Source organism: Clostridium swellfunianum, assembly GCF_023656515.1.
Classification (GTDB): domain Bacteria; phylum Bacillota; class Clostridia; order Clostridiales; family Clostridiaceae; genus Clostridium_AT; species Clostridium_AT swellfunianum.
Window position 1 is genome coordinate 2251248 of record NZ_JAMOFV010000006.1, and the last position, 23969, is coordinate 2275216.

The following is a 23969-nucleotide window of genomic DNA, read 5'->3' on the forward strand; positions in this document are numbered from 1 at the left end:
AAATTATTTCTTATTTATTTATAGCCAAGTTCTCTTAAGAGACTTACGTTATCTCTCCATTCTTTCTTAACCTTCACCCAAAGCTTCAGGTAAACTTTAGCACCCAAGAATTTTTCCATATCTTGTCTAGCATAGGTGGATATTTTTTTAAGAGTTTCTCCACCCTTGCCTATTATTATTCCTTTATGAGAGTCCTTTTCGCAAAGTAGAGTTGCTTCTATATTGTAAATATCCTTTTCATCCTTCTTCATAGTTATTATTTCTACTGCAATACCATGAGGAACTTCCTGTGACAACAATTTTAAAGCTTTCTCTCTTATAGTTTCAGATATTATAAATCTTTCCTGTTGGTCAGTAATCATATCTTCAGGATAGAACTTTGGTCCTTCAGGCAAATGTTTAACCATCAAATCAACAAGCCTGTCAGTGTTTTTTCCTTTTATAGCTGAAATTGGTATTACTTCTGTGAAATCAAAGTGCTCAGCATAATTTTTTAGTGTGGCTGCCACTCTTTCTTCTGTATTTTCATCTATTTTGTTTAAAACCAAAAATACAGGAACGCCTTTCCCTCTCAATTGTTCGAGTATATATTGATCACCTTTTCCAACTTCAACCTCTGGATTAGTTAAAAAAAGCACCAAATCTACTTCTCTTAATGTTTCCTGAGCAACCTTAACCATATATTCACCAAGCTTATGTCTAGGCTTATGAATTCCAGGTGTATCTACGAACACAATTTGATAATTTTCTTTAGTTAGGATTGTTTGTATATTATTTCTTGTTGTTTGAGGTCTATTAGAAACTATAGACAGCTTTTCACCCATTAAGTGATTCATTAGCGTTGATTTACCTACATTTGGCCTTCCAATAATTGTTACGAATCCTGATTTAAACATAGTTAGTTATGCACTCCTTATAAGCTGAAAAGCTTTTTTATTTATTCAAATCCTGCTTGGTAAAGGCGCCAGGCAGTACTTCCTCCAAAGTTTTTACTATATATTCTTTTTCATTTTTTATCAAAATAATAGGAATTGAAGTATCCGCAAACTCAGCAATAACCTGTCTGCAAATCCCACATGGAAAAGTATAGGTTGAAACATCTCCTACTACAGCAACAGCTTTTATAACCTTATGGCCTTCCGATACTGCTTTGAATATAGCAGTTCTTTCAGCGCAGTTGGTAGCTCCATAAGAAGCGTTTTCAATATTGCAGCCTCCGTATATAGAACCGTCTTCTGTAAGTACAGCAGCGCCAACTTTAAAGTTTGAATAAGGTACATAAGCTTGTTCTCTAAATTTTAAAGCTGTAGAAATCAAATCTTTATATTCCATAAAAACAACCTCCAAATTCCAAGTTATACTAAAACTTGTATATAAATTATATCACTATTTCCTGGCATTTCAATGGCATAATGCTAATATCAACCAAAAATCTTAAAAAGCAGGATGGTTATCAAGGTTCCAAAAGCCGCTCCTGCCAGAACTTCAATTACAGAATGTATATGGGAGTCCACTCTGCTCTGAGCTACTATAAAAGCTAAAAGATAGCTTAACAGTATAGCAATCGGCTCTTCTGAAATTAAAGCTATAGTTGTGGCAAGACAGAATGCTATAGCACTGTGTCCGCTAGGCATACCGCCTCTTAAAGGCGTACCTTCTCCAAACACAGCCTTGATTACAAGTGTAGCTATAGAAACAAAAATCAAGATAAGGAATATCATATAAGGATCTGACCCTTTAATCTTTCTTATAACCACTAAGCTTATGTCATGAAATCTGTCCCAGAACAATATGTATCCAACAATGACTGCATTTATTGCAGTTATAAGCACAGCACCAGCAGCAGTATTCTTGGCAACCTTAGCCAGCGGATGATAATAATTAGCTGTTAAATCTATAGCGCATTCTATTGCAGTATTAATCATTTCTGCAACTATAACCATAGTTATTGTAATTGTAAGAAGTAATATTTCGTACTTGGATAAATCGTAAAAAAAACATGCAGTCAACACAAGGAGAGCTGCAATCATATGAATTCTCATGTTCCTTTGGGTTCTAACTGCATGTATAATACCATTTATGGCATAATTGAAACTATCTATAAGCTTTCTAACTTTCATAACACTCTCTCCTAAAGCTATAGGTCTATCTGTCTTACAATATCAAATTTGGCTAGGATGTCCTCTTCTCTTTTTCTCATCAAAACCTTCTCGTCTTCCTGCATATGGTCATACCCAAGAAGATGAAGTACTGAATGAACTGTTAGATAAGCAACTTCTCTTAGGAATGAATGGCCATATTCTACGCTTTGTTCTAAGGCTTTTTCAAGAGAAATGGCAATATCTCCAATTACTAACCGGCCTTCGTTTAAATAGCTGTCTTCAAAGCTTCTTCCTGTATAAACATCTTTGTAGACCTTTTGATAAGGGAACTCCAGCATAGGGAAGGATAAAACGTCAGTTTCCCTATCGATTTCCCTAAAATTTTTATTAAGCTCTCTAATTTCTTCATTGTCTACAAAAACAACGCTAACTTCATAATCTATATCTACCTTTTCTTCTTTTAAGGCATAATCGATTATATGTGTTAAAATATCTTCTAATTCTTTTGTATTTTCTACTTTAGTTTGCCTATTATCTAAAAATATCATACTACAAACTCCTCTTAAAGTTTTGCCTCATGGCTGCTTTTGTTCATTTCCCATTTATCTACCGGATACTCAATTCTTTGATGATAAATTCCCATCAAAGACTTAATAAATGCTTCCTTAATTTTATTTAAATCCTTAAGCGTTAAATCGCAATTATCGAGCTGACCTTCATTAAGCCTAGACTTTATAATATTATCTACCATATTCTCAATTTTAGTCTGGGTAGGTTCCGATATTGACCTTACAGCTGCTTCTACACTATCTGCAAGCATAATTATCCCAGCTTCTTTTGTGAAAGGAATAGGTCCTGGGTATTTAAAATCTTCCTCTAGAATCTCTTCAGGCTTATCGCTTGCATTTTTTGCTGTTACATAAAAATATTTTACTAATGAAGTTCCATGGTGTTGCTCTATTATATCCTTTATAACCTTTGGAAGCTTATAATCCTTAGCAAGCTCCAATCCATCCTTTACGTGAGATGTTATTATTAGAGCACTCAAATTAGGCGTTATTTTATCATGAGGATTCTCATTTCCTACCTGATTCTCTTTAAAGAAATACGGTCTCTTAATTTTCCCTACATCATGGTAGTAGGAACATACTCTTGCTAGAACAGGATTTCCGCCTACTGCCTCTGCCCCAACTTCAGCCAGATTAGCAACAAGAATGCTGTGATGATAAGTTCCAGGGGTCTCCATTAAAAGTTTTTTAAGAAGCGGGCTGTTTGGATTTGAAAGTTCTAAAAGCTTAATGGTTGTTACAATATCAAAGGTAGTCTCAAAGAATGGCAGAAGTCCAATAGTTAATATTCCGGAAAGCACCGTTCCCGCTATAGAAAAAGCTACTTTTATAAAGACATCCCCTGAATTGCTGCTAAGTAAAAATCCTATCGATAGAGTAGCAAGTACTGTTATTACAAAAATATATAAACAGGAATATAATATATCATTTCTCTGGTGAAGCTTCTGCAGTATCAAAGCTCCAACCACAGCATTTAACAAAGCAATAACAACTATTTCAACATTAAAGTTAACTGCTGCACTGATAAGTATTACATTAAGAACACTTATAGTTAAAGAAGCCCTATAATTTAAAAGCAGAGTTAAAAGCATTGGTGCAAATGCAAGAGGTATAAGAAAAGGCGAAACAATGGACAACACTCTCGCAAGAACCAGCATAATACAGTTAATAATATTTATTAAAGCAAGCTTGCTCCAATCTCTGTAAATATCTGTTTGATACTTATACAAATAAAAGCTTTCTAAAAATAGCACTAAGGCTAATAGTATCCCTAAGTTTATATAAACATACCATTCTGATCTTGTATTTGAAGATAAAAGTCCTAAACTATTTAAAAGTGCATATTTCTCCGGTGTGATCTGTTCTCCTTCAGTAACTATGTTTTGATCCTTCTTAACCATCACAGGAGCAGTCTTTTCGATCACTTCGTTCTTCTTCTGATCAGTCTTCTCTTTATCATAAAAAGAATTTGGCTCTACTAGCTTCATGCCTATAGTGGTTCCTAATTCTCTAACATTTTTAGGCAGTACAGAATTGTTAAATTTCATTTGTACACTGTCTTGAGCTCGCTTAATATTTTCACTGTTTTCCTCTGGAGTCAGTTCAGAATTTTTTTTAATTCCAAAGTCATAAACTTCAGACATGGTTTTAACTAAAAAATCTTGAAGACTCTTTAACTCCTGCTCATTCATTTTTACCAAACTTGAATAATCGTCATTAGATAGAGATATCCCTGGCGAGGCTGATAGCTGCGCTATTTTTTCTTTATCCTCTGCATTTAGATTTTTAACCTGCAGGGCCTTTAAAAACAAGTTATCAATAGTATTTATAACCTTACTTTTTACTTCAGAGTTAATGGAATATTGAGGGCCTACTATCTTTAATGCTTCATCAATTCTAGCCTTAGTGCTTGCCTCGTCTTTTATCTCCCTCTGAGCCTTAATTGTAACCTTTGAAATATCTCCAACCTTTAAGTCATAGGTTTTTGTAACTAAAGCAGTTATTAAGATAAAGTACATAAACAAAAATGTGCATAAATATATAATAAAATGCTTTAACTTGCTGACTGATAGAAACTCCTTTAAATTAAGTGTACCCACACTACCCCCACCTTTTGTTATTTATATGCAGTACTTGCTTCTGCTGAAGCTATTCTGAAACCGCAATATCTTCCTCTGCTGTTACGAGAACTCGAACCTTCAAATTATCTTCAATAGGTTCCGACTCTACTTTTTTATCTTTAACAACTACAGCCTTATCTAAGGATTGCAGTATTTTATCATACAGCTCCTTTGACGCTGCGTTAACTACCTCTTGAATATCCAGACCGTAGCTTTTCTCCCTCACTTCATAATAAATTTCTTTTTTTATGAAGCTATCTTTTTCTACTATTTTATCATAACTTTTAAACTTATTTAAACTATTTTTCAAATAAAGCTTTTTACCGAGTATATTAATATAAATATTTTGAATTTCATTTCCGGTTCTTTCTTTTTTTACCCCTTTAATAGGAACAATTTTCATCTCTTCGTAAAAAGTATTTGCAAAAACCTTTCCTTTTGCATGCACCACATATGTACTTCCTTCTTTACCTTGTTCTCCTTTAACTAGAACTTGTCCCGCTTTAACTATATCTCCTGTTTTTACTGCAGGAGTACCTGCCGAAGTATACACCCTTGCTATCTGGCCATCCTTCTTTGCAACCAAGCTTGCAGGATTATTTTCTTGTACAACTTTAGGGGGAGTAACCTTTTCAACAGCGCTTACATAAAGCCTGGCACCATCAATTCTAGCCTTAAAATACATAACATTTTCATTATTTTTGATCATATTTTCCTGAAGCTTATAGACATCAACTTTGTTTTTCTTAATTCCTGGCACTATTCCAAAGGCAGTAAGCTGCTGTCTTATTTCATAGGGTGAAAGATTGCTTTCTGTTTGAATATCAATTTTCCAAACATAGCCTGACAAATAATAAAGCATAAATGCAAAAACCGCACCCCCTCCAACAAGAGCCGCTCTTCTTCTCATCTTTATTAGGAAGAAGCTAATTCCCTTTCTGCTAACAACCTTTACTTTAGTTCTGGTCTTATGCGCTATATCTTCAACGCTTCCGTAATCTCTAAGACTTATATCCATGTACATAGTAGTAATACTTTCTTTTCTTATGTTCTTTATCTGCACTCCATTTTTCCAAAGCAGGTTTATAAATTTTTCTGGGATATGGGATTGAATTTCTATAGTTATAATTCCACTTTTATATTTGCTAAATCTATTCATTGCCTTCATACACCACCGACTTAAACTTTCCGCTTACCGTAAGAGTACTTCCGCCCATGAATAATATTTCAAATCCACTCCCGTATATAGCTATAAGACCTACATTAGAATTTATCCTTATTTCCTTTTCTTCAAAGAGTATTACTCCCTTATGATTTTCTACTATTATCTCATTATTTCCTGTTATTGTTATCTTAGGTATATTCAATATTACATCCCTTGGTAAATCTAATTTTTCAGCTAAAGTTTCCTTTGTTCTAGTCAGTTTACTTTCCACACTCTACACCTCTAGATAATACTTTCATACTTAATTTATGTGATGTAAAGCTAATAAATGACAGTTGCAGACAAAATAAAAAAGGTTCAGTTTCCTGAACCTTTTGTTACTTTCGCTATTTATTTAAATGCTCTCTTACCATTTGACTTACAAGTTTGCCATCGGCTCTACCTGTAATTCTTGGAGCCAATACCTGCATGACTCTACCCATATCCTTAATGCTATTTGCACCAACTTCAACAGCTGCCTCCTGGATCATAACTAAAATTTCTTCTTCTGTTAACTGCTGAGGAAGGTATTCAAACAAGATTTCTATTTCAGTGTTGTTTTTATCAACTAAATCCTGTCTGTTTCCTTTTTCAAATTCCAGTATAGCTTCCCGTCTCTGTTTAACTTCTCTGGCTAAAACTTCGATGACTTGTTCGTCCTCAAGCTTTACACCATCGGTCTTTTCAACCTGAAGAACAGCAGCTTTAGCCATACTTATCGTATCAGCTCTAAACTTATCTTTAGCCTTTAAAGCTTGCTTCCAATCTTCTTGCAGTCTTTCTTTAAGAGACATCTCTAGTACCTTCTTTCAAAGAATTCTATTTGAATTTTCTCTTTCTTGCAGCCTCAGATTTCTTCTTTCTCTTAACACTTGGTTTCTCGTAGTGTTCTCTCTTTCTAACTTCTGAAAGAACCCCAGCTCTAGCGCATTTTCTCTTGAATCTTCTTAACGCACTATCCAATGATTCGTTTTCTCCAACTCTAATTTCTGACATATCTTATCCCTCCCTCCGCTAGCACAATTTAATAATAAAAATTAAATGCAGCATCTATGGGCTAAATAGCACATTTTCTATTATACAATATACACTAATTAACTGTCAACAATTTCATTTTAAGGTTTTATATTAGCCTGGAGGCCAATTTAAACTTCTCCCGCCTAAAAGATGAAAATGTATATGAAATACTGTCTGACCAGCATCACTTCCACAGTTTGCAACAACTCTATAGCCACTTTCTGCTATGCCAAGTTCCTTTGCTATTTTTTTAGCTGCACCATAAATATGCCCAATTACCTGAGAGTTATCCTCATCAAGTTCATTTATGCTTGCAATATGCTTTTTAGGTATTATAAGAACATGCACCGGAGCCTCAGGATTAATATCCTTAAAAGCAAAAATCTGATCATCCTCATACACCTTTTGACTTGGGATTTTCCCTTGTATAATGCTGCAAAAAATACAATTATCCATAGTTTCACCTCCTTATAAATTTCTTATTAGATTAATTTATTTTACCTAAAATAAATTCCTGCTCTGCAGTAAAAAGTTTGGTATTTAGTATTTCTCCTTCTATATCTTTGCAAGCTTCACTTACAACCTTGATATAGTTTGGAGTATAACCTTCAAAACTATTTGTTTTTCCATTATGAATCTGCTCGTAAAGAACCTTCATTTCACTACCAAGAAATCTTCCCATAAATTCAGTTTCATTCTTGCTGCTTAAAGCTATAAGCTTGTTACTTCTATCGTCTTTAACTTCACCATTTACTTGACTCTTCATCTCAGCAGCCCTTGTGCCTTTTCTTGGGCTGAATTTAAATATATGCATTTTTGAAAGCTTAATATCCTTTAAAAATTCATAGGTCGCATTGAATTCTTCCTCTGTTTCACCAGGAAAGCCAACTATTATATCTGTAGTTATAGAAACATCAGGTATATGCTGTCTTAACGCCTCTACAACCTCTTTGTAATCCCCCGATTTATAGTGTCTGTTCATTCTCTTTAAAGTTTCATCACACCCGCTTTGAAGAGATAAATGGAAGTGAGGGCAAAGTTTCTTAAGATTAACTATTCTATCTATAACTCCATCAGTAAAAAATGTAGGGTCAATAGAACCAATTCTAATTCTCTCTATGCCTTCAATTTTATCTATAGCTTCAAGAAGGTCAACCAAAGTTATTCTTCCTTCTAAATCAACGCCATAGGAAGCCGTGTGGATTCCTGATAAAATTATTTCCTTAAAGCCGTTTTTAGCTAACTCTTTTACTTCCTCCATTACCTTTTCAGGCTTCTTGCTGCACACCGCACCCCTTGCAAAAGGAATAAGGCAATAGGAGCAAAATCTGTTGCAGCCATCCTGGATTTTAAGAAAAGCTCTTGTCTTTGTTTGGTATTCTTCAATATTGAGTTCTTCAAACACATTGTTTCTAAGCACATCATTTACTTCAATCATCTGTGCTCTCTCTTCTCTTGCTCTGTTAACCCAGTAAATAATATCACCTTTGTTTCTAGTTCCTAAAACCACATCAACTCCAGCTATTTGAGAAACCTCATCAGGAGCTATTTGAGAGTAGCAGCCTACAACAGCAATAATAGCATCAGGGTTTTGCCTTCTTGCCCTACTAATCATCTGCCTTGACTTCTTATCTCCCATATTTGTAACCGTACAAGTATTTATAACATAGACATCTGCAAAGCTGTCGTAGGAAACAACCTCATAGTTTTCTCTTAAAAACTTTTCAGTCATAGCCTCAGACTCATATTGGTTAACTCTGCAGCCTAAAGTAGAAAATGCTACCTTCATTAGCTAAAACCTCCTCCAAAGCCGCCCATATCTCCTAATTCATACATCAATAAAGAAGCGCATACAAAGCCCGCTGTTTCTGTTCTAAGTATTCTAGGTCCAAGGGTTACTATGTATGCACCAGAAGCCTTCAGCTTTTCTATCTCGTCTTCTTCAAAGCCGCCTTCTGGACCGATAATAATTGCTATATCTTTAACTTCATGCTTTACTTCATTAATTAAATTCTTTACACCAAAACCAGTTTCATTTTCATAGGGTACTACAATTAAATTCATAGACTGTAATTTACTCATAAGCTCTTCAAATTCAATCGGAGTATTTATGCTTGGTATTAAAGTTCTCTTGCACTGCTTGCAGGCTTCTAAAGCTATTCTATTCCATCTGTCAACCTTTTTAAACTCTCCAAGCTCTGACTTTACCACTACTCTTTCGGTAATTACAGGAGTTATTTCTTTAACTCCAAGCTCTGTAGCTTTTTGAACAATCAAATCCATCTTGCTTGACTTTGGAAGTCCTTGATATAAAAATATATTTACAGGACTTTCATTATTAACTGGAAGCTCTTCAAGAAGCTTTACTGTAACCTTAATCTTATTTACGTCTTCTATTTTACCAAGGTATTCCTTGCCCTGACAATCGTTTATGCTTACGTTTTCCCCAGCTTCAAGCCTTAGCACCTTATATATATGCTTAACATCATCGCCTTCTATAAAAGCTCTATCATCAGAAAAATTTTGTTTTTGAACAAAAAACTTATGCATATGATTTCTCTCCTTAAATAGCAGCCACTATGCAGCACCACTCGCCAAGAGTGTTATCCTCAATAATTTTAAATCCAGAAGAAATAAGCTTGTTTATAACATCCTCTCTTCTATCTTTAATAATTCCTGAGGTAATAAAGTAACCATTTGGCTTAAGGAAGCTTTTAACGTCATCAGTAAGGAATATAATTACTTCAGCAATAATATTAGCTACAACTATATTTGCCTTTCCTTCTACAACATCCATTAGGTTTCCGTGAAGTATTTCAATATTATCAAGCTTGTTAAAGCCTACATTGCTTTTTGCAGAGTCTACAGCTACAGGGTCTAAGTCTACTCCAACAACATGATTTGCTCCAAGCTTGGCTGCTGTAATAGCTAATATTCCTGAGCCAGTTCCGATGTCAAAAACAGTGCTATCCGGGCTTACATACTTTTCTAAGGCTTCTATGCACATTCTTGTAGTTTCATGTGTTCCAGTTCCAAAGGCCATGCCTGGATCCATCTCAACTATAATATCCTCTTTCATAGCCTCATATTCTTCCCATATAGGCTTAATAACAATTTTCCCACCTATTTTTGTCGGCTTATAGTATTTCTTCCAGTTGTTAGCCCAGTCTTCTTCGTGAACCTGCGTAATAACAACTTTTCCTTCACCAACCTCTATCCCCATATCTCTTAAATCTTGAATTTTTTCTTCTATGTATTTTTGAACCTCATCTATATTTTCTTCCAGGCTAAAATAGCCCTTTACTACAGCAGCATCCTTACCGTATTCAAATATGTTTATATCAGCAAAATCCCAGCTTAGGGGGCCCTGCTCTCTTTCTAATATATCTCTAGGGTCCTCTATTGCAACGCCTTTAACATCAAGTCCGTAATAAATTCCTGATATAGGCTCTACTGCTTCACTAGTTGTAACTATCTTAACTTCAATCCATTTTCCGTTCATTAATTTCAATCCTTCCATTAACTTTTGCTTTTCATTATTATATTTTCTTTATTTATTATACCAAAACAATACATTTAGTAAACTTACATATTTAAAAACATTAAAAAACTTCGTTTTACTTCCTGAGCAAAACGAAGTTTAGAGCTTATTTAAAACTATCTTTTATCTTGTTCATAAAGGATTTTTTGCCATCCTCGCCATGATTACTTTCACCGCTGGCTTCCATGAACATTTTTAAGGCTTCCTTTTGCTTTTCATTAAGACTCTTTGGCACATCAACTATGATATTAACATACTGATCTCCTCTGCCTGAACTGTTTACTCTTGGAACACCTTTACCCTTAAGTCTGAATACTGTACCCGGCTGTGTACCAGCTGGCACATCATACTTAACTTCACCATCCACAGTAGGAACTTTAAGTTCACAGCCAAGAGTTGCTTTTGCAAAGCTAATATGCCTGTCAATATATATATCAAAGCCTTTTCTCTTAAACTGAGGATGAGCTGCAACCTTTATATTTACGTATAAATCTCCTGGAGGCCCTCCATTAGCACCGTGCTCACCGTGTCCTCTTAAAGGAATTACATTTCCAGTATCTACACCAGCAGGAACGTTTATTTTAATCTTTCTATTCTTTCTTTCCTTGCCTGTTCCTCTGCAGGTTGGACATGGGTCTGAAACAAGCTTTCCTTTTCCACCACACTTGTCACAGGTATTTACGCTTACAAAGCTTCCAAGAGGAGTATTTCTTTGAACTCTTACCTGTCCTGAGCCACCGCATTTGTCACAAGTCTTTGGATGTGTCCCAGGCTTAGCTCCGCTACCAGAGCAGGTTTCGCAGCGCTCTTGCTTCGTTACAGAAATCTCCTTTTCAACTCCAAAAACAGCTTCTTCAAAGGTTAAGCTTAAATTGTATTCAATATCCGCGCCTCTTTCAGGTCCGTTTCTCCTTCTTCCTGAAGAGAAGCCGCCACCAAAGAAGCTCTCAAATATATCTCCAAAGCCGCCCATATCATTGAAGTCGAAGCCTCCGCCTCCAAAGCCGCCTCCATTAAAATCAGCTGTTCCATACTGATCATAATTTACTTTCTTTTCAGGGTCAGATAAAACTTGATAGGCTTCATTTATTTCCTTAAACTTTTCTTCAGCTTCCTTATCACCTTGATTCTTGTCAGGGTGATACTTTATAGCTAATTTTCTAAATGCTTTCTTTATATCATCATCGCTTGCGCCTTTTTGTAATCCAAGCACTTCATAATAATCTTTTTTCGCCATCCCTTGCCTCACCACCTACATAATTTTAACCAGCAAATGATATTAGAATGAATGTGAATTCGAAATCCTAATAGCTGCCTTGCTTTAAAACTTGATACATAATAAATAGTTCATCGAACTTAAATTAAGGGAGGGGCAATTTACCCATCCCTTATATATTATACAGAAATATTATTATTTGTCATCTTCTACTTTAAAATCTGCATCAACAACATTGTCATCTTGAGGACCTTGGCCTGCATTTGCACCGCCCATGTTGTTTGGATCAAACCCAGCACCTTCTGGTCCGCCAGCTTGCTGATAAAGCTTTGAAGAAATTGCATAGAACTCTTGAGTTAATTCCTCAGTAGCCTTCTTTATAGCTTCTATGTCAGTTCCATCCTTAACTTCGTTAACAGCCTTAAGTTTATCTTCAATCTTAGCCTTGTCTTCAGCAGAAACCTTGTCACCAAGCTCTTTTAAAGTCTTCTCAGTTTGGTAAACTATTTGGTCTGCGTTGTTCTTAACTTCGATAGCTTCTTTTCTCTTCTTGTCTTCTTCAGCATACTTTTCAGCTTCCTTAACTGCCTTATCAATTTCGTCATCACTTAAGTTAGTTGAAGCAGTAATTGTAATGTTGGCTTCTTTTCCAGTTCCCTTATCCTTAGCAGTAACGTTAACTATACCGTTAGCATCTATATCAAAGGTAACTTCTATTTGAGGAATTCCTCTTGGAGCTGGAGCTATTCCTGAAAGAGTAAATCTTCCAAGTGACTTGTTGTCTGCAGCCATTTGTCTTTCACCTTGAACAATGTTTATCTCAACGGAAGTCTGGCCATCAGCAGCAGTTGAGAATATTTGGCTCTTTCTTGTTGGTATAGTTGTATTTCTTTGTATTAATGGAGTAGCTATTCCTCCCATTGTTTCAATTCCAAGTGTTAATGGTGATACGTCAAGTAAAAGAACGTCCTTAACTTCTCCAGTTAAAACACCAGCTTGGATAGCAGCACCTACAGCAACGCACTCATCTGGGTTAACTCCCTTTGAAGGCTCTTTTCCTGTAAAGTTCTTAACAGCTTCTTGAACAGCAGGTATTCTTGTTGAACCACCAACTAATATAATTTTGTCGATTTCGCTTAAAGAAAGACCAGCATCGTTAAGCGCCTTTCTCATTGGCTCTATTGTAGCTTCAACTAAATCATGTGTAAGTTCATTGAATTTAGCTCTTGTAAGAGTCATGTCTATGTGCTTTGGACCTGTTGCATCAGCTGTTATAAATGGAAGATTGATGTTTGTTTGAAGTGATGCTGATAACTCTATCTTAGCTTTTTCAGCAGCTTCCTTTAATCTTTGTAATGCCATCTTGTCATTTCTTAAATCTATTCCATTTTCTCTTTTAAAGGTATCAGCTATATGGTTCATTATTCTTTCGTCAAAGTCGTCTCCACCTAGCTTAGTGTTTCCGTTTGTAGCCTTAACTTCAAACACTCCGTCTCCAAGCTCAAGTATTGATACGTCGAAAGTACCTCCACCTAAGTCATAAACGAATATTTTGTGGCTTTCGTCTTGCTTGTCAAGACCATAAGCTAGTGATGCAGCAGTTGGCTCGTTTATTATTCTTAATACTTCAAGACCAGCTATTTTACCAGCATCCTTAGTTGCTTGTCTTTGGCTGTCATTAAAATATGCAGGAACAGTTATAACTGCTTGAGTAACCTTTTCTCCTAGATAAGCTTCAGCATCAGCCTTAATCTTCATAAGAACCATTGCTGATATTTCTTGTGGAGTATGATCCTTACCATCTATAGTAACCTTATGGTTAGTTCCCATATGTCTCTTTATTGATATTATTGTCTTGTCTGGGTTAGTAATCGCTTGTCTTTTTGCAACCTGACCTACTAATCTTTCTCCATTTGCCTGGAAGGATACTACTGATGGAGTAGTTCTTGCTCCTTCTGCGTTAGGGATAACAACCGGTTCTCCACCTTCCATTACCGCAACACATGAATTTGTTGTACCTAAGTCAATACCTATTACTTTAGCCATTTTTATTCCTCCTTAAAATCAATACAATCTTTCTATACTATAATTGTTAATTAGCAACTTTTACCATGCTGTGTCTAAGTACTTTGTCTCCTCTTTTATAACCCTTTTGGAAAACCTCAACTACAGCTTTTTCACCAAAGTTTGGGTCCTCAACGTGCATTACTGCATTATGCAAATTAGGGTCAAAGCCTTCTGTAGGTATTTCTTCAACAAGAAGCTTTTCAAGGCTATCTTTAAACTGTCTTATTGTCATTTCAATACCTTTTTTAATGTCCTCTGCACTTCCATTAACAACTGCTGCTCTCTCTAGATTATCTAAAACAGGCAGCATATGCTTAAGAACATCCTCGCAGGCATCTGTATATATTCCTTCTTTTTCTTTTGCAGTTCTTTTTCTGTAATTGTCATATTCTGCATTTAACCTTAAAAGCTTATCCTTATAAGCATCAGCTTCATTTTCAAACTTAGCTTTTTCTTCCTGAAGCTTTTTGTTTGAAGCTTGAAGTTCTTCCAAAAGCCCCTCCAAAGAAGCTATCTGCTCTTTATCAATACCTTCAAACTCTTGATCCTCTAGTATTTCTGCATCCTCTAGAGTTTCTTCTCTGTTATTTTCCTTATTCATCTCCATGCCTTTATTCTCCCTTCAAATGTAAATCCTTGGTTATATAAAAGCTAATTGTAAACATAGCTTATCTATCATCTAGGTAGGCTTGATTAAGCGAGTCGTTAATTTCCTTAACAATCTTAGTTAGTACTGAAACTACCTTGGAATAAGGAATTCTAGTTGGGCCTATAACCCCTATAGCTCCTAAAGGTCTGCCGCCTATACTATACACACCTGAAACAATACTTAAATCCTTAGCACCCTTAATATCATTCTCTCCGCCAATGCTTATTGAAATGTTATTAGTATTAGCAAGTAAGCCTCTAACACTTTCTTTATTGTTTAAGAGGTAAAGAAACTCTCTTGCCTTTTCGATATCGTTATACTCAGGATAATTGAAGATATTTGTTGTTCCTTCAAGGTAAACCTCTGAGCTTTGCGGAGTGCTTAAACTCTCATAAAGAGCTGGTATTATAGCATCGAATATTTCTTCGTGGTTAGCTAAATCATTCTTAAGACTGTTAATTACCGAAAGATTAATCTCTTCCACAGTAAGATTATTAAGTCTTGCATTCAATATATTGGAAAGCTTAACAAGCATATCAGTACTTACAGGTTTTTTCACTCTTATTATAGTGTTTTTTATAAAACCGGTGTCCGTAATGATAACAGCCAAAACATTGCTGCTGTCAACATTTAAAAGCTGAATTGACTTAATATAGCTGAAGCTCTCAGAAGGAGTTTTAACTATGCAGGTCAGCTTCGTAAGCTCTGATAAAAGCTGAGTAGCCTGCTTTACTATTTTATCCACCTCAAAAAGTGCAGCATTTAAAAGCTGTCCCTTTATCAGGTTTTCTTCTTCCAAAGTAAGCTGAGGCAGCTGCATAAGCTTATCAACATAGAGTCTGTAGCCTTTGTCGGAAGGTTTTCTTCCAGAAGAAGTATGTAGATGTTCAAGGTATCCCATTTCTTCTAAATCAGCCATTTCATTTCTTATAGTAGCCGAGCTGATACCAAGATTGTACTTCTTAGCTATGGTTCTGGACCCTACAGGCTCAGCAGTATTTATATAATCATTGATGATTGCCTGAAGTATTCTTATTTTTCTTTCATCCATATCCATACTATCCTCCCATCGCTACTTTGACGTTGTTAGCACTCACCATCGATGAGTGCTAATCATCATGATTAAAACATACCATTATGATTGTTTTTTGTCAATTTAGCATATAGCCTATAAATAAATCCTATTAGCTCAATATATTTTTTTAGATTGTGTTTACTCTGATTTTCTCTTCATTACTCGCTCTTACAATATAAATTCACACATAACCTGATTTGAAAGCTGTATGCCTTCCTTAGACAAGTACAATCTTCCCTTTTCTCTTATCAGTAATTTATTGTTTGTAAATTTATTGATAACTTTATTGTATATATACTCTATTGGTACACTAAATCTTTCTTCAAATTCTTTTTCACTTATACCTTTAAGCTTTCTAAGCCCCATGAACATAAACTCTTCCATATCATCTTCTGTGGAATTTTTATGTTCTTCTATACAAGCATTATTCTTTTCTTCCATCATATAAATATATTTTTCTATACTGTCAGTATTTCTATACCTTATACTGTTTAGATAAGAGCTTGCTCCTGAACCGCAGCCATAATAGTCTTCCAAATTCCAATAAATCATATTATGTCTGCACTCTAAGCCTTTTTTAGCAAAGTTCGAAATTTCATACTGCTCATAACCTTTGCTTTTTAAAAATTCAATTGCATACTCATACATCTGCCTTTCGCTTTCCTCTTCAGGCAGCAAAAGCTTTCCCTTTGAATTCATTTTATAAAATGGTGTTCCCTCTTCAATTATAAGACTGTAGCAGGATATGTGCTCCACTCCTAGGTCAGCTACCTTTTCTAAAGTTTCCTTCCACTGCTCCACTGTTTGGTTTGGAAGCCCAAACATTAAATCTACATTTATGTTTTTAAAACCCAATTCCCTTGCAGAATTATAAGCTTTAAGAAACTGCTCTAAATTATGTACCCTGTCTAAAGCCTTAAGTAGAGTATCCTGAGAGGCTTGAAGACCAATGCTCAATCTGTTTACTCCCATCTCTTTAAAAAGCTGAAGCTTTTCTATGCTGAAGCTCTCTGGATTGCCTTCTGCAGTAAACTCCAAATCTTTAGATTTATCAAGTTTATCCATAGAGTTTTTCAAAAGCTTTAGTGCCTCTAAAGACAAATAGGTGGGAGTTCCCCCACCTATAAATATAGTGTCTATTTTTTTGTCCACTCTATAATCTATTTCCTCGCACAAAGCTTTTGTATAGTCCAGCATCAGGCTTTCCTTGCCTGCAAAGGATGGGAAATCACAGTAGGCGCACTTTCTTTTGCAAAAGGGTATATGTATATATAGTGCTGTATTTTTATCCATACTGTTTTCCTCACAATTAAAAATTTAAAAATATAAAAAGTTAACAATTTTAAAATTTAAGAAGTTAAAAAGTTAAGAATTAAACAATTTACTAGTCAACCTTTAATACTGACATGAAAGCCTCCTGTGGAACTTCCACGGAACCAACCTGTCTCATTCTCTTCTTTCCTTCCTTCTGCTTTTCAAGAAGCTTCTTCTTTCTTGAAATATCTCCACCGTAGCACTTTGCAAGAACGTCTTTTCTAAGCGCTTTAACAGTTTCTCTTGCTATAACCTTAGCCCCAATAGCAGCCTGTATAGGAATTTCAAACTGCTGTCTTGGTATTATTTCCTTAAGCTTTTCAGCCATGTTTCTTCCCTTTGAATAAGCTCTTTCTTCAGGAACAATCATAGACAAAGCATCTACTATGTCTCCATTTAGAAGAATATCCAGCTTAACAAGCTTGCTTCTTTGGTAACCTATTAACTCGTAATCCAGTGAAGCATAACCTCTTGTTTTTGATTTAAGCGCATCAAAGAAATCATAGATTATTTCATTTAATGGTATCTCGTAATGAAGTACTGCTCTAGTAGCCTCCATGTACTGCATATCCTTAAACACGCCTCTTCTGTTTTGACAAAGCTCCATTACAGCTCCAACATAATCTGTAGGAGTTATTATGGAAGCCTTAACAATAGGCTCCTCCATATAATCTATCTTTGAAGGCTCAGGCATGTTTGTAGGATTTGTAAGCTCAATTGTTTCCCCATCTGTACCTGTTATTTTATATATAACAGATGGAGCGGTTGTAATTATGTCTAAATTAAATTCTCTCTCAATTCTTTCCTGGATAACTTCCATGTGTAGGAGTCCCAAGAAGCCGCATCTAAAACCAAAACCTAAGGCTATAGAGGTTTCAGGCTCAAAATTAAGAGCAGCATCATTAAGCTGAAGCTTTTCAAGAGCTTCTCTAAGCTCTACGTAATCCGCACCGTCTACTGGATAAATACCGCTGAATACCATAGGTACTGCTGGTCTGTAGCCTTCTAGAGCTTCTGCTGCAGGTCTGTCTGCCTCTGTTATGGTATCTCCAACTCTAGCATCCCTTACATTTTTTATTGAAGCTGCCAAATATCCAACATCTCCAGCTCTAAGCTCATTAATAGGAATCATCTGAGGAACAAACACCCCTACCTCTGTAGCTTCATAAGCCTTGCCGCTTATCATAAGCTTAATCCTAGTTCCAGCCTTCACTGTACCTTCCATAACTCTTATATGGCAAACAACACCCTTATAGGAATCATAATAGGAGTCAAAAATCAGTGCTTTTAAAGGAGCTTCTTCATCTCCCTCTGGTGCAGGAACCTTCTCTACTACAGCTTCTAATACATCCTGAATGTTTAAGCCTGACTTTGCTGATATCATAGGCGCTTCATGAGCTTCTATTCCTATAACGTCCTCAATTTCCTGCTTTACTTCATCAGGTCTTGCACTTGCAAGGTCTATTTTATTTATTACAGGTACAATATCAAGATTGTGGTCTACTGCCAGGTAACAGTTAGCCAAAGTCTGAGCCTGAATACCCTGAGTTGCATCCACAACAAGTATAGCACCCTCACAGGCAGCCAAGCTTCTTGAAACCTCATAATTAAAATCTACGTGTCCTGGAGTATCTATAAGATTAAGAATGTATTCCTCGCCATTTTCTCTCTTATACACAAGTCTTGCAGCCTGTGCTTTTATAGTTATTCCTCTTTCTCTTTCAAGCTCCATGTTGTCAAGAACTTGCTCTTCCATCTCTCTTTGGGTTAAAGTTCCTGTTCTTTCAAGTAATCTGTCGGCAAGAGTAGACTTTCCGTGATCTATGTGTGCAATAATTGAAAAATTTCTTATATGTTTTTGCCTATCCGTCTGCATAACTTTTACCCCCGATATATAATAAATCAGAATAGATTATACCACAACAATCTCATAACCTGTCAATAAATACTATAATTCCTTAATAAAATTCTTTAAATTTGAAAAAAACTTATCGTTAATATAAATAATATAATTTCCTATGTCTATAGTAACATCAAAGGGTTTAGATGTATAGTAAACCTTAACGGCAGACTTTTCCTTTACGTATGGGGTTATCTCATTGGCGACCTTAACAAAACCGCAGGCTAAGATAGCCAAAAACAGTATAAATATTGTTAAGTGACCTAGTTTTCTACGCATAAAAAAGCACCTCCTCATTTTAAGGATGTACTTTTTTATGTTTTTTATTCAATTATTACCATATATTCTATGTTAGTTCATATACCTGTTTATATCTTCAAGTCCTAGAGCTGGCTGAAGAGCTATGTTAATACCATTTGCTATTACCTTAGACAAAGAATCAACAACTAAATCCACTTCCTTTGGAGTTACCATCAGGTTCCCTATATATGGATTTAAGATTTCCTCAATCATCCTCTGCTTTTCACTTTTGTCTATGGACTTAAGCATATTGTAGAAGTCTCCACCTCTTGTAGCCTGCTTAACCATTTCATCTATAGCCAAGTCAATAGTATCATTTGCCATAGTTGCAGCATCTACAACAGTCGGAACTCCTATAGCTATTACAGGAATGCCCAAGGTTTTTTCGCTTATCTCCATTCTTCTGTTGCCTACTCCTGAACCTGGAGATATTCCTGTATCTCCTATTTGTATTGTTCTGTTAACTCTTTCCATTTTTCTTGAAGCAAGAGCATCTATACATATTATAAGATTAGGTTTAATTTTTTCCACTACGCCTTTAATTATTTCTCCAGTTTCAATACCTGTTGTTCCAAGAACTCCTGGAGATATTCCAGCTACAGGCCTTATATCTTCATCTATGCTGTCAGGAACAAGCTCCTTTAAATGCCTTGTTATCATAAGCTTTGAGATAACCTTTGGTCCTAAAGCATCTGGGGTAATATTTGAGTTTCCAAGCCCTACTACTAATGCAGTCATGCTTTTTTGAAGCTTTACCATAGGCGTTAAAACCTTTGCCATGGCCTCGCTTACTTCGTCCATAGTATCTCCATCGTAGTGTGTAACCTGTGGAATATCTATGGTTACATAAGTGCCTATAGGTTTGCCCATCGCCCTTTCTGCAACCTCGTCAGTAATTCTGACCTTGGAGATTCTAACGTCTCCTTCTTCATATTCTTCAACCTTTACTCCTTGAATTTTACCGTTGCTCTCTTTTTGATATATTTCCTTTGCTTCTATAGCTAAGTCAGTTCTTACATTTCTCATTAGAGCATTTCACTCCTTTATCAGTTCTTTGAAAATAGTTTTTCCACTAAAGCACATACTATACAGACAGGATTTGAGTTATAATATAAATAGCTATTATTTTTAAGGTAATAAATGCAAAATAGTCTACTATTAGCACTATTTTTGCAAATTCTACTTGAAGTGCCTAAAAATTAGTGCTATAATAACCTTTGTTAATATAGAACTCGAACGCAGATTTCCCCAAACTGCTGAGACCCTATAATATTATAAGGGGGTGAAAAACCATGGCAAACATAAAGTCAGCACAAAAGAGAATAAAAGTTACACTAGTAAAGACTCTTAGAAACAAAATGATAAAGTCATCACTTAAGACTACAATAAAGAAGTTTGAAGCTGCTCTTGCAGGCAAAAACGCTGAAGAAGCTAAAGTAGCATACGTTAACGTTGTTAAGCAACTTGATATGGCTGCTTCTAAAGGAGTTATCCACAAGAATATGGCTTCAAGAAAGAAGTCAAGACTTGCTGTAAAATTAAATGCGCTAAACGCATAATAAATAAACCGGTTATAAAAACCGGTTTTTTATTTTTTTGTTGATATATTTAATAAGAGCGTTAAGCAACTCAGGTTCTATGATACCTAGGAATATTATCACTGTTTCAAACCTAGCTTATATTTTATGCAGTTATTGTATTTAATATTAATAGCTCCATTTCTGTTTTGCTGTTTACTGAAGAGCTTTTTAGGGCTTCTTCGGTGTTTAGACAGTACTGAACGGCTTTTTTTATGCCTTTCATGGTAAATTTTCTGCTTTGGGCTATCATTTTCTCGCAGATATATGGGTTAAGCTTGAGTTCTTTTGCCAAGGCATCCTTGTTCTTGCCTTCTTCAAGACCGTATTTAAGCTGAAGTATAAGGTTGAACTGTCTTTCTACCATATATAGAATATATGGTACCTTCTCTCCTTTGAAGATAAGCTCATTTAGAATATCTATAGCCTTTTCCACCTTCTTTTGAGATATGGTGTCTACTAAATTAAAAATGTCGTTGTCGCTTTTTTGAGGAAGCATAAGCAGTATGTCTTCTTTGGTTATTTCTCTGTCGTAGGCATAGGTACATAGCTTTTCAACTTCATTTTGAACTATGTGCATATTGTTTTCAAGATTGTCGCAAAAAAGCTTTAGTTCAATCTTTCCTATGTTTTTTCCCTTTTCCTCAAACATGGATTTTACCTTTTTTTCAAGATTAAATCCTTTTAGCTTGTCAAATTTAACTACGCAAGCCTTTTTCTCAAGCTTTTTTATTTTGCTGCTTGGCTTTTCTCTATCATTTTCAAATACATGATACATTATAAAAATGCAGTGGCTTGCAGGGTTTTCAATATACTTTGAAACAGCTGCATACTTCTTTGCCGAATCTCTGTCCTCTCCCTCACCTAAAAAGGTTGCTCTAAATACCACAACCACCTTTTTCTCATCCATAAAAGGTATAGTTTCACAGGCATTTACTACAGCCTCCATGTCGGCGGTGAGACCGTCAAACTGCATATAATTTAAATCTGCAAAAGCTCCCTGAAGCACCTTGCCGTGAATAGCCTTCACCTTTTCCTTCATCAAAGCTTCATCTGCACCGCAGAATACATAGCAATTATCAAATTTAGAGCTTTTAATTTTTTCTTCAAGTTCAATATATTCTATCAACTGGGCTCCCCCTTGCTTTTAATCCTTATGTAAGGCATAAACCTTAGTAAAAACTACAGTGTAGCTATCCTTAGGAATTTTATTTGTAAGTTTGCCCTTGAAAGGATAATACTCCTGCTTGGGCATTTTTATTATATCATATTTTTTCAAATCCATATCCATAAAATTCTCTGTATTTCTGGTTAAAACAGTTTTTCTATTATGCCCAACAACCTCTAAATCAACGGATTTACTATTATAACCTTTTGAATTTATTAGCTTCACGCTATAGTTTTTTCCAAGCCTTATTACAAACTCTCCGCCTGTATTTTCAATAACCTTGCTAAACTTTAATTTATCCTTTTCGCTTATAGGCTCGTTTAAATTATGAACCAGCACTCTTTCATCCTTGTAGCTTAGTATTATACCATCTTTACCTGCTAAATTAAGGTAATCAATTCTAGGAAAAAAATTATAATTTTCAAGCATTACTATGCCTAACACAAAAATAGGTACAAATTTACACTTTTCAAAGCCCTTTTTAGATAAAATAAAGCAAGCTATTATAATTAGAAGAGCAAGACTGCTTAAATAGGATATATCTGCAACAGGTGGAACAAGCTTTAAAAGCAAATAGGAAGCACCCTCTATAGCAGTGCTTATAAAATTTATACCTCTGCACACTAAACCAAAAATATAATTTGTTTTAAGCAGAAGTAAGGCCATGTTTCCTGCTGCAACTAAGACTGTATACATAGGTAGAAGAACTATGTTTCCAAGTAAAAAGCCAAAGCTTATGTTGTTAAAAACCATGCCTGAATAAGCCATTGAAAAAGTCTGAGCGCTTAGAGTTAAGCTTAAGCTTTCATTAATAATTTTAGGAAGCTTAAACAAAGCTCTCCTTATTTTATTGTAGTACAGTATTATTCCTAAGGTTGCAAGATATGAAAGTATAAAACCTACATCCAGCACATAGTAAGGCCTGAATACTAAAATTATTAGTGCAGAGGTGCTTAATGCCGATAAGCTGTCGTAGTTTCTAAAAAACTTTTTAGAAAGCTTTAAGGTTAAAATCATTAAAAATGCTCTCAAGGTAGCAGACTGAGCTCCTGTAAAAATCATATATAATAAAGAAACAAGTATAGATGGCCAAAGGCCCATTACTCCTTCTAAAATTTTATATATAACAGCCATGTGAAAGCCTGATACGCTTATTGCATGTACCACACCCAATTCCTGAAAATCATACTTCTGTTCCTCTGAAAGGTAGGCAGTTTCCCCAAAGCACATAGACATTACTAAAGCAGCTTTTTCTTTGCCTAAGTGCTCTTCAAATTTCTCATAGGCATTTCTCTTTACTGTCTGAAGTCTTGAAACCATATCAGGCTTATAAAGCCTAAAATCCTCTACATAAAAACTTCCAATAGTCCCCCTATTGTAGTCTGTCTGCTTTTCAAACTTGCCCTTAGCAAGTACTTTGTCCCCCTCCTCCAAGCCCTCCAGATTTCCTTTGATTATTATATTTCTTCCCTTTGCACTTCCCACAGAATAATAATCCTTTATTTTGCTTATTCTAATGGTTTCAAGCTTATCCATAACAGCAAAGCTGTAATAAGCATGAATTGCAACTACACCAGCTATGAAAAAGCCTCCAATGATTACAGAAAATCTTTTATCTACTGTAAGAAGGATTATAATTAAAAAAGATGCAGCTGTTACTGCACCTAATAAACTGTTGCTGTCAAAAACTACATAGCTTATACATGAAATATAGAAACTGACAGCATAAAAGACTATGGGTTTATTCGGGATCATGGTTCACTTCATTGTTTCTAGTTATGTTCAAATGGGTAGGAACTGCATAACCCTTCTTGTCGGTTTCGTAATCCTGTTCAACCTCAAGAGTAATTTTAACTCTGTGCAGTGGTTCATCAAAGCTTATGTCCTTTACAGTAGGTCTTCCTTCTCTTCCTCTCATCAAAAAATAATTTCTAGTAATCTCTTCAGCAGCATCAACAGTAACACTATCATAGCTAAAAAAATAGTCTTCCTCAGGTATGCTTAAATAGACAGTGTTAGTACCAATAATATCAGTTTCAACCATGTTTTCGATCATATTTGACCCTCCTGCATTGCTGTTTTCAACCTAACAATTTTAATGTTAAGTTTTCTGAACTTTTATTTTCATCTTTATTTTATCCAAAAGGAAT

At 35.4% G+C, this 23969-nt stretch carries 25 protein-coding genes; 1 reads left to right on the plus strand and 24 read right to left on the minus strand.

The genetic code is table 11. The annotated features are described in order from the left end of the window. Positions 1 to 14: 14 nt before the first annotated feature. The 21 genes from era to gpr all read right to left on the minus strand — a co-directional run bounded on the left by era (position 15) and on the right by gpr (position 20100). Positions 15 to 896, minus strand: coding sequence for a GTPase Era (gene era / locus NBE98_RS10560; RefSeq protein WP_250814908.1), 882 nt, complete (start codon positions 894 to 896; stop codon positions 15 to 17). Between the two features lie 37 nt (positions 897 to 933). Then, positions 934 to 1332 (minus strand): cytidine deaminase, encoded by a 399-nt coding sequence (locus NBE98_RS10565; protein WP_250814909.1) that lies wholly within the window; start codon positions 1330 to 1332, stop codon positions 934 to 936. A gap of 89 nt (positions 1333 to 1421) precedes the next feature. Then, positions 1422 to 2120, minus strand: coding sequence for a diacylglycerol kinase (locus NBE98_RS10570; protein ID WP_250814910.1), 699 nt, complete (start codon positions 2118 to 2120; stop codon positions 1422 to 1424). A 17-nt stretch (positions 2121 to 2137) separates the two neighbouring features. Beyond that, positions 2138 to 2650, minus strand: coding sequence for an rRNA maturation RNase YbeY (ybeY, locus tag NBE98_RS10575; protein WP_250814911.1), 513 nt, complete (start codon positions 2648 to 2650; stop codon positions 2138 to 2140). Positions 2651 to 2664: 14 nt separating this feature from the next. Then, positions 2665 to 4770 (minus strand): HD family phosphohydrolase, encoded by a 2106-nt coding sequence (locus tag NBE98_RS10580; RefSeq protein ID WP_432432664.1) that lies wholly within the window; start codon positions 4768 to 4770, stop codon positions 2665 to 2667. A 49-nt stretch (positions 4771 to 4819) separates the two neighbouring features. Continuing rightward, positions 4820 to 5959, minus strand: a complete 1140-nt coding sequence (gene yqfD, locus NBE98_RS10585) for a sporulation protein YqfD (RefSeq protein WP_250814912.1) — start codon at positions 5957 to 5959, stop codon at positions 4820 to 4822. Continuing rightward, the gene (yqfC, locus tag NBE98_RS10590) at positions 5943 to 6227 is read right to left on the minus strand and encodes a sporulation protein YqfC (protein WP_250814913.1); all 285 of its coding nucleotides are present in this window, start codon (positions 6225 to 6227) and stop codon (positions 5943 to 5945) included. The genes yqfD and yqfC overlap by 17 nt, the downstream gene beginning before the upstream one ends. A 115-nt stretch (positions 6228 to 6342) precedes the next feature. Further along, on the minus strand, positions 6343 to 6789 hold the full coding sequence (locus NBE98_RS10595) for a GatB/YqeY domain-containing protein (RefSeq protein ID WP_250814914.1): 447 nt from the start codon (positions 6787 to 6789) through the stop codon (positions 6343 to 6345). A 25-nt stretch (positions 6790 to 6814) separates the two neighbouring features. Next, the gene (gene rpsU, locus NBE98_RS10600) at positions 6815 to 6991 is read right to left on the minus strand and encodes a 30S ribosomal protein S21 (protein ID WP_021657240.1); all 177 of its coding nucleotides are present in this window, start codon (positions 6989 to 6991) and stop codon (positions 6815 to 6817) included. A 132-nt stretch (positions 6992 to 7123) separates the two neighbouring features. After that, on the minus strand, positions 7124 to 7468 hold the full coding sequence (locus NBE98_RS10605; protein WP_250814915.1) for a histidine triad nucleotide-binding protein: 345 nt from the start codon (positions 7466 to 7468) through the stop codon (positions 7124 to 7126). 31 nt (positions 7469 to 7499) lie between these two features. After that, a complete protein-coding gene (gene mtaB / locus NBE98_RS10610) occupies positions 7500 to 8801 on the minus strand; it encodes a tRNA (N(6)-L-threonylcarbamoyladenosine(37)-C(2))-methylthiotransferase MtaB (RefSeq protein ID WP_250814916.1) in 1302 nt (433 codons plus the stop codon). After that, positions 8801 to 9562 carry a 16S rRNA (uracil(1498)-N(3))-methyltransferase gene (locus NBE98_RS10615; protein ID WP_250814917.1) on the minus strand — a complete coding sequence of 254 codons (762 nt, stop codon included), beginning with the start codon at positions 9560 to 9562 and terminating at the stop codon, positions 8801 to 8803. Before NBE98_RS10615 ends, mtaB begins: the two co-directional genes overlap by 1 nt. Before the next feature lie 13 nt (positions 9563 to 9575). After that, a complete protein-coding gene (gene prmA / locus NBE98_RS10620; RefSeq protein ID WP_250814918.1) occupies positions 9576 to 10514 on the minus strand; it encodes a 50S ribosomal protein L11 methyltransferase in 939 nt (312 codons plus the stop codon). Between the two features lie 145 nt (positions 10515 to 10659). Then, positions 10660 to 11790 carry a molecular chaperone DnaJ gene (gene dnaJ, locus NBE98_RS10625; protein ID WP_250814919.1) on the minus strand — a complete coding sequence of 377 codons (1131 nt, stop codon included), beginning with the start codon at positions 11788 to 11790 and terminating at the stop codon, positions 10660 to 10662. Between the two features lie 174 nt (positions 11791 to 11964). Beyond that, complete coding sequence (dnaK, locus tag NBE98_RS10630) at positions 11965 to 13815, minus strand: molecular chaperone DnaK (RefSeq protein WP_250814920.1); 1851 nt, start codon at positions 13813 to 13815, stop codon at positions 11965 to 11967. A gap of 46 nt (positions 13816 to 13861) precedes the next feature. Then, entirely contained in the window at positions 13862 to 14443 is a 582-nt protein-coding gene (gene grpE, locus NBE98_RS10635; RefSeq protein ID WP_432432665.1) for a nucleotide exchange factor GrpE, read from the minus strand. A 61-nt stretch (positions 14444 to 14504) separates the two neighbouring features. Further along, the gene (gene hrcA / locus NBE98_RS10640; RefSeq protein WP_250814921.1) at positions 14505 to 15542 is read right to left on the minus strand and encodes a heat-inducible transcriptional repressor HrcA; all 1038 of its coding nucleotides are present in this window, start codon (positions 15540 to 15542) and stop codon (positions 14505 to 14507) included. A 186-nt stretch (positions 15543 to 15728) separates the two neighbouring features. Continuing rightward, entirely contained in the window at positions 15729 to 16853 is a 1125-nt protein-coding gene (hemW, locus tag NBE98_RS10645; RefSeq protein ID WP_250814922.1) for a radical SAM family heme chaperone HemW, read from the minus strand. 91 nt (positions 16854 to 16944) lie between these two features. After that, positions 16945 to 18750, minus strand: a complete 1806-nt coding sequence (gene lepA / locus NBE98_RS10650) for a translation elongation factor 4 (protein ID WP_250814923.1) — start codon at positions 18748 to 18750, stop codon at positions 16945 to 16947. Between the two features lie 72 nt (positions 18751 to 18822). After that, a complete protein-coding gene (locus NBE98_RS10655) occupies positions 18823 to 19053 on the minus strand; it encodes a hypothetical protein (protein ID WP_250814924.1) in 231 nt (76 codons plus the stop codon). A gap of 72 nt (positions 19054 to 19125) precedes the next feature. Then, positions 19126 to 20100: a GPR endopeptidase gene (gene gpr / locus NBE98_RS10660; protein ID WP_250814925.1), complete on the minus strand. Its 975-nt coding sequence runs from the start codon at positions 20098 to 20100 to the stop codon at positions 19126 to 19128. Positions 20101 to 20366: 266 nt separating this feature from the next. On the opposite strand from gpr, the gene rpsT reads away from it, so the two are divergent. After that, positions 20367 to 20633, plus strand: a complete 267-nt coding sequence (rpsT, locus tag NBE98_RS10665; protein ID WP_250814926.1) for a 30S ribosomal protein S20 — start codon at positions 20367 to 20369, stop codon at positions 20631 to 20633. A gap of 124 nt (positions 20634 to 20757) precedes the next feature. On the opposite strand, the gene holA is transcribed toward rpsT, so the two are convergent. From holA to NBE98_RS10680, 3 genes are read right to left on the minus strand one after another with little or no spacing between them, the layout of a single operon-like run. Then, positions 20758 to 21780, minus strand: coding sequence for a DNA polymerase III subunit delta (gene holA / locus NBE98_RS10670; protein WP_250814927.1), 1023 nt, complete (start codon positions 21778 to 21780; stop codon positions 20758 to 20760). Positions 21781 to 21798: 18 nt separating this feature from the next. Then, on the minus strand, positions 21799 to 23574 hold the full coding sequence (locus NBE98_RS10675; RefSeq protein WP_250814928.1) for a ComEC/Rec2 family competence protein: 1776 nt from the start codon (positions 23572 to 23574) through the stop codon (positions 21799 to 21801). Then, the gene (locus NBE98_RS10680; RefSeq protein WP_250814929.1) at positions 23561 to 23875 is read right to left on the minus strand and encodes a hypothetical protein; all 315 of its coding nucleotides are present in this window, start codon (positions 23873 to 23875) and stop codon (positions 23561 to 23563) included. Before NBE98_RS10680 ends, NBE98_RS10675 begins: the two co-directional genes overlap by 14 nt. Positions 23876 to 23969 lie beyond the last annotated feature (94 nt).

What these genes read in the sequence shown, in the direction of transcription:
- era (WP_250814908.1), bottom strand. Translation starts at nt 896, where the DNA reads ATGTTTAAATCAGGATTCGTAACAATTATTGGAAGGCCAAATGTAGGT.
- NBE98_RS10565 (WP_250814909.1), bottom strand. Translation starts at nt 1,332, where the DNA reads ATGGAATATAAAGATTTGATTTCTACAGCTTTAAAATTTAGAGAACAA.
- NBE98_RS10570 (WP_250814910.1), bottom strand. Translation starts at nt 2,120, where the DNA reads ATGAAAGTTAGAAAGCTTATAGATAGTTTCAATTATGCCATAAATGGT.
- ybeY (WP_250814911.1), bottom strand. Translation starts at nt 2,650, where the DNA reads ATGATATTTTTAGATAATAGGCAAACTAAAGTAGAAAATACAAAAGAA.
- yqfD (WP_250814912.1), bottom strand. Translation starts at nt 5,959, where the DNA reads ATGAAGGCAATGAATAGATTTAGCAAATATAAAAGTGGAATTATAACT.
- NBE98_RS10595 (WP_250814914.1), bottom strand. Translation starts at nt 6,789, where the DNA reads ATGTCTCTTAAAGAAAGACTGCAAGAAGATTGGAAGCAAGCTTTAAAG.
- rpsU (WP_021657240.1), bottom strand. Translation starts at nt 6,991, where the DNA reads ATGTCAGAAATTAGAGTTGGAGAAAACGAATCATTGGATAGTGCGTTA.
- NBE98_RS10605 (WP_250814915.1), bottom strand. Translation starts at nt 7,468, where the DNA reads ATGGATAATTGTATTTTTTGCAGCATTATACAAGGGAAAATCCCAAGT.
- mtaB (WP_250814916.1), bottom strand. Translation starts at nt 8,801, where the DNA reads ATGAAGGTAGCATTTTCTACTTTAGGCTGCAGAGTTAACCAATATGAG.
- NBE98_RS10615 (WP_250814917.1), bottom strand. Translation starts at nt 9,562, where the DNA reads ATGCATAAGTTTTTTGTTCAAAAACAAAATTTTTCTGATGATAGAGCT.
- prmA (WP_250814918.1), bottom strand. Translation starts at nt 10,514, where the DNA reads ATGAACGGAAAATGGATTGAAGTTAAGATAGTTACAACTAGTGAAGCA.
- dnaJ (WP_250814919.1), bottom strand. Translation starts at nt 11,790, where the DNA reads ATGGCGAAAAAAGATTATTATGAAGTGCTTGGATTACAAAAAGGCGCA.
- dnaK (WP_250814920.1), bottom strand. Translation starts at nt 13,815, where the DNA reads ATGGCTAAAGTAATAGGTATTGACTTAGGTACAACAAATTCATGTGTT.
- grpE (WP_432432665.1), bottom strand. Translation starts at nt 14,443, where the DNA reads ATGGAGATGAATAAGGAAAATAACAGAGAAGAAACTCTAGAGGATGCA.
- hrcA (WP_250814921.1), bottom strand. Translation starts at nt 15,542, where the DNA reads ATGGATATGGATGAAAGAAAAATAAGAATACTTCAGGCAATCATCAAT.
- hemW (WP_250814922.1), bottom strand. Translation starts at nt 16,853, where the DNA reads ATGGATAAAAATACAGCACTATATATACATATACCCTTTTGCAAAAGA.
- lepA (WP_250814923.1), bottom strand. Translation starts at nt 18,750, where the DNA reads ATGCAGACGGATAGGCAAAAACATATAAGAAATTTTTCAATTATTGCA.
- NBE98_RS10655 (WP_250814924.1), bottom strand. Translation starts at nt 19,053, where the DNA reads ATGCGTAGAAAACTAGGTCACTTAACAATATTTATACTGTTTTTGGCT.
- gpr (WP_250814925.1), bottom strand. Translation starts at nt 20,100, where the DNA reads ATGAGAAATGTAAGAACTGACTTAGCTATAGAAGCAAAGGAAATATAT.
- rpsT (WP_250814926.1), top strand. Translation starts at nt 20,367, where the DNA reads ATGGCAAACATAAAGTCAGCACAAAAGAGAATAAAAGTTACACTAGTA.
- NBE98_RS10675 (WP_250814928.1), bottom strand. Translation starts at nt 23,574, where the DNA reads ATGATCCCGAATAAACCCATAGTCTTTTATGCTGTCAGTTTCTATATT.
- NBE98_RS10680 (WP_250814929.1), bottom strand. Translation starts at nt 23,875, where the DNA reads ATGATCGAAAACATGGTTGAAACTGATATTATTGGTACTAACACTGTC.